This is a genomic window from Candidatus Zixiibacteriota bacterium (assembly GCA_020853795.1).
Classification (GTDB): domain Bacteria; phylum Zixibacteria; class MSB-5A5; order CAIYYT01; family CAIYYT01; genus JADJGC01.
Genome location: JADYYF010000151.1, coordinates 1 through 4,220 on the forward strand (window position 1 = coordinate 1; position 4,220 = coordinate 4,220).

General features: G+C 55.9%; 6 protein-coding genes. 1 reads left to right on the forward strand and 5 read right to left on the reverse strand.

All coding sequences use genetic code 11. The features are described 5' to 3' along the window. Both IT585_11925 and IT585_11930 read right to left on the reverse strand, forming a co-directional pair. The coding region (locus IT585_11925; GenBank protein ID MCC6963952.1) for a ZIP family metal transporter at positions 1–361 on the reverse strand (361 nt) is incomplete at its 3' end. Between the two features lie 86 nt (positions 362–447). Further along, complete coding sequence (locus IT585_11930; GenBank protein MCC6963953.1) at positions 448–633, reverse strand: DUF2892 domain-containing protein; 186 nt, start codon at positions 631–633, stop codon at positions 448–450. A 277-nt stretch (positions 634–910) separates the two neighbouring features. On the opposite strand from IT585_11930, the gene IT585_11935 reads away from it, so the two are divergent. Then, entirely contained in the window at positions 911–1,459 is a 549-nt protein-coding gene (locus IT585_11935) for an NUDIX hydrolase (protein ID MCC6963954.1), read from the forward strand. Here IT585_11935 and IT585_11940 read toward each other — a convergent pair. From IT585_11940 to dnaA, 3 genes are all read right to left on the reverse strand, one after another. Then, on the reverse strand, positions 1,449–2,033 hold the full coding sequence (locus tag IT585_11940; GenBank protein MCC6963955.1) for a hypothetical protein: 585 nt from the start codon (positions 2,031–2,033) through the stop codon (positions 1,449–1,451). The two genes, IT585_11935 and IT585_11940, sit on opposite strands and share 11 nt — an antisense overlap. A gap of 35 nt (positions 2,034–2,068) precedes the next feature. Beyond that, on the reverse strand, positions 2,069–3,178 hold the full coding sequence (gene dnaN, locus IT585_11945; GenBank protein MCC6963956.1) for a DNA polymerase III subunit beta: 1,110 nt from the start codon (positions 3,176–3,178) through the stop codon (positions 2,069–2,071). A 227-nt stretch (positions 3,179–3,405) separates the two neighbouring features. Then, positions 3,406–4,220, reverse strand: an 815-nt coding sequence (gene dnaA, locus IT585_11950; protein MCC6963957.1) for a chromosomal replication initiator protein DnaA, incomplete at its 5' end; no start/stop codon positions are given.

Genomic DNA, 4,220 nt, shown 5'->3' on the forward strand with positions numbered 1-4,220 from the left:
GCCAGTGGGTGCGGATGCCTTCGGCATGAGTGCCGTCGTCGGTGATATGCAGGTGTGGCAGAATCAGGTCGATTCCGCGCAAGAACAGCGCCCCCAGCAAAAACCCGACCGCCGCCGGAACCCAGGCCGGGACAGCGCCACCCTCCGACATCTCGATCGCCGGTGCCAGCAGCGACCAGTAGCTGGCCGCAATCATGACGCCGGCGGCAAAGCCGAGCATGATGTCGAGCGCGCGACGGCTCATCTCCTTGGTGAGAAACACGCCCGCCGCCCCGAGCGCCGTCACGCCCCAGGTGAAACAGGTCGCCAGAAACGCCTGCAAAATCGGATCAAGTCCGGAGAACCACGCCGTGATCGTCATCGCCGCTCATAGAGACGATCTGCGACGCGAAAGGCAAGGCAAAAGATCGCGGCGGTATCAGCCTCGCCTGGTTTATCGGGAGAAGATCACTTGCTCTCGAACTTGGCGAGAATGATTTCCGCCGGACAGAACCGGGTAAAGGCCGACTGGATCAAGTTGACACCGACAAAGCCGGTGAGAAACAGCCAGTACTTCGATACGGTCAGCGTCAGCACGATCGACAGCAGGATCATCATGCCGGCCATGACGCGGATTTTGTTTTCCATGGACATATCAACAACTCCTTCGTGAATTATCAGGTTGCGCGCGCCTCCGGCAGCGCCCCACCCACAACAGAGGGGCGCCGGGAAGCGCAGTCGATTCTATATCAGGACCAGCCGGTTGCTTGCGCGACCGAACCGGTCGGTCGTTCTCGGCCATTCGCTATCAGTTTGGATTGCCGTTCCCCCAAAACGATTCAAAAAAACGGCGACAAGTTAGTATTTGCTAATATCTTGGATGGTCACTAATTATCGGAAAAGAACGCGTTCGGGGAGTATACTGACGGCGATGCACCGCAACCATCTGCTTCAACTCCTGCGCTCGTATCGGGCGCGCGACGCGCGTGACCGCGAGTGCCGGGAACGCTTCATCGAGTTTGTCGGCAGTCACCCCGACTGCTGCGAACGCACGCTGGCGATCGGCCATGTTACCGGCTCGGCGTGGATCACGAATCACCCCCGGACCCGCTTTCTGCTCACCTTTCACAAGAAACTGGGCTTGTGGCTGCAACTGGGCGGACACGCCGACGGCGAGACTGACCTGGTCGCGGTGGCGTTGCGCGAGGCGCGGGAGGAATCGGGATTGGCGGAGATCGCGCTGGTGTCCGAGGAGATTTTTGACCTCGACATTCATCTGATCCCTGCCGGCAATGGCGTACCGCAACACTATCACTATGACGTGCGCTTCCTGTGTGAAGCGGATGATGCCGCACCGTTGGCCATCAGCGACGAGTCGCACGATTTACGCTGGCTGAATCGGGAAGAAGTTGCTGCACGAACGCTGGAAGAATCAATCTTGCGGATGCTGCGCAAGACTCAGGTCGCCGTCAGCGAATGATGCGCTTGAGCAGGTTGGTCATCTGCTCCATATTGCGTTTGCCCACCACCCGCCATTGCGTGCCGACCTTGCGTACCGACACCACCTCGATATTGCTAACCGCCTCGTTTTGCACCGAGGCCCGCACGCGCAGCACGAAGTGTTTCAATTCGGTCCCCTCGTCAACCGACCCGAGGATCGTTTCCTTGGCACCCATCATCATCTCGCGCAACGGTGGCATTACGTCCAGAATCATCCGGAAGATCCCGGCGACATAGGTGACCGAATCGACGCTGCCAAGGTCTGTCAGACTCTTGACGCCGAAGTACGACGGCTTGAGCACGGTGGTGTCCATCTGGGCAATCCGCGCGCCGTAGCTGCTGACGAAGTTGTATTTAAACGTGGAGATGTCCTGGGGATCGAAGGCACCAACGAAGGCCTTCCAGTCGCCCTTGTGTTGTGCCGCCAGATACGATTCAACCGTGGCGCGCGCCGGGTCGGATTGGGCGTGAAGATCGTTCGCAGTATATCCCAGCAGTAGTAGGGCTGCCAGGAGAGATAGAAGCGCGCCATTGCGCTGCAGTAGTTTCTTCATTTCCATGGATTTCCTGCTCAAAAGTGTTGCTCAACTCACTCCGCCAGCCGCAGCGGCATCACCAGGCAGAGATAGTCGTCACTGTCATCCAACGAGGTTACGATCGCCGCCGCCGTTGCCGACGACAACGAGAAGCGCACTTCGTCGCCTTCAACCTGCTTGAGACTATCGATGATGTAGCCGGCATTGTAGCCGATTTCGAGATCATCGGAATCGTACTGGCAGGGAATCTTTTCCTTGGCCTCACCGCCGAGATCAACGTTCGTCGCCGACAGCTCCAGCGTGTTGTTGGTGATGCCGAACTTGACCTGGTGCGTCAGCGAATTCGACAGAATCGATACGCGGCGCAGCGTCTCGTTCAGCAGCGTTTTCGGCACGATGAGAGTCTTGTTGTTGCCGCGCGGGATGACCTGGTCGGTGTTCGGGTAGGGGCCCTCGATGATCCGCGTGGTTACCGTGTTGGCGCCGCACATGAACGTCAGGTTGTTCTCGCCGAAAATGACGCCGACCTCCTTGATGCTGTCGGTCGCCAGTTTGGAAAGCAGGTTAAACGCCCGCGGCGGAACAATCACATCGCCATAGAGCCCCTTGAGCAGCTCGTTGTCGGCCTCGGCACGCGCCAAACGATGACCATCGGTCGCCACCATGCGCATCCGCTCACCGTTGGTTTGCCACAGAATGCCGTTCAGGGCCGGGCGAGTTTCATCAGTGGAGACAGCATAGGCCGTCCGCTGAATCAGCTTGCGCACCACATCGGTCGGGAGTTTGACTTCCTTTTTGACGTCGATCTCCTGCAGTTTGGGAAACTCATCCGCCGGCATCCCGGAAATCTTGTAGTCGCCGGTACCGAAGCGCATTTCGATGCGGTTATTATTCGATTCAATTTCGATTTCAGTCTGAGGACGCGCGTTAATGATTTCAGCGAAGGTCTTGGCCGGAATGGCAACTGCACCCTTCTTGCTGACTTTGGTTTCCAGAGCGGTGGTGATTGAAAGCTCAAGATCGGTCGCGGAGATCTTCAATCCTTTGTTATCGGCTTCAACCAGAATGTTGCCGAGGATCGGCAAAGTCGACTTGGTTGGAACAGCGCTCATGGCCGCCGCCAAAGCTGATTGAAGTTTGTCGGTTGTGACAGTAACTTTCATGTTCGCTTCCTTAACAATTCACACCACACATGATTTTACTATTAGATAAAGAATAAAAAGGTAATCGTAATAGTACTGTGGATATGTGGCTTTGTAAAGCGATATTCTTGATATTGAAGCACTAAGCGACCTATCCACAGTGGAAAGATGGGTAATATCTACCCATCGTTTCCATCCGCTGTTCACAGTTTGCCAGACAACACCGACTTTTCAACAACATTGTTAATTCACTGTTGACCGCAAATCACATTAATCAACTTGTCAATTTGCAGTTTGAAATCGATTGACGATTTCATCATGTCCTGCACCTGCTGGCAGGCATGAATCACGGTGGAGTGATCGCGATTGCCGAAATTGATGCCGATCAGCTTGAGTGAAGAATTGGTCAGCGTGCGCGACAAATACATGGCAACCTGACGGGCGATCACAATCTCTTGCGTCTTCTTCTTCGACTTCAGGAGTTCTTCCGAAATCTTGTAGTAAGCCGCGACCTCTTTTTGAATCTGCTCGATTGTCACCGGCTTCGCTTTGGAGCGGATGGTGTCTTTCAAGACATCCTGCGCCAGGGCCATGGTCAGCTCTTTACGGCGCAGCGAAGCGTAGGCCACCAAGCGGACCAAAGCACCTTCCAGTTCGCGGACGTTGGAAGTGATCGAGTCGGCAATGTAAGTCAACACGTCCTGAGGGACGATGACACCATCAGAGTCAGCCTTTTTCTGCAGAATGGCAATGCGCGTTTCCAGCGTCGGCGGCTGAATATCGGCGACCAGACCCCAGCTGAAGCGCGACAACAGACGTTCCTCGAGTCCGAGAATATCCCGGGGCGCACGGTCGGCGGTGAGGACGATCTGCTTGCCGGCCTGGTGCAGGGCGTTGAAGGTGTGAAAGAACTGCTCTTGCGTCGATTCCTTGCCGGTAAAGAACTGGATATCGTCCAGCAACAGCAGATCAACCGTGCGGTAGCGATTGGAGAACTCGTGCACCGACTTGGTCGACAGCGACCGAATGAATTCGTTGGTGAACTCTTCGCTCGACACATACA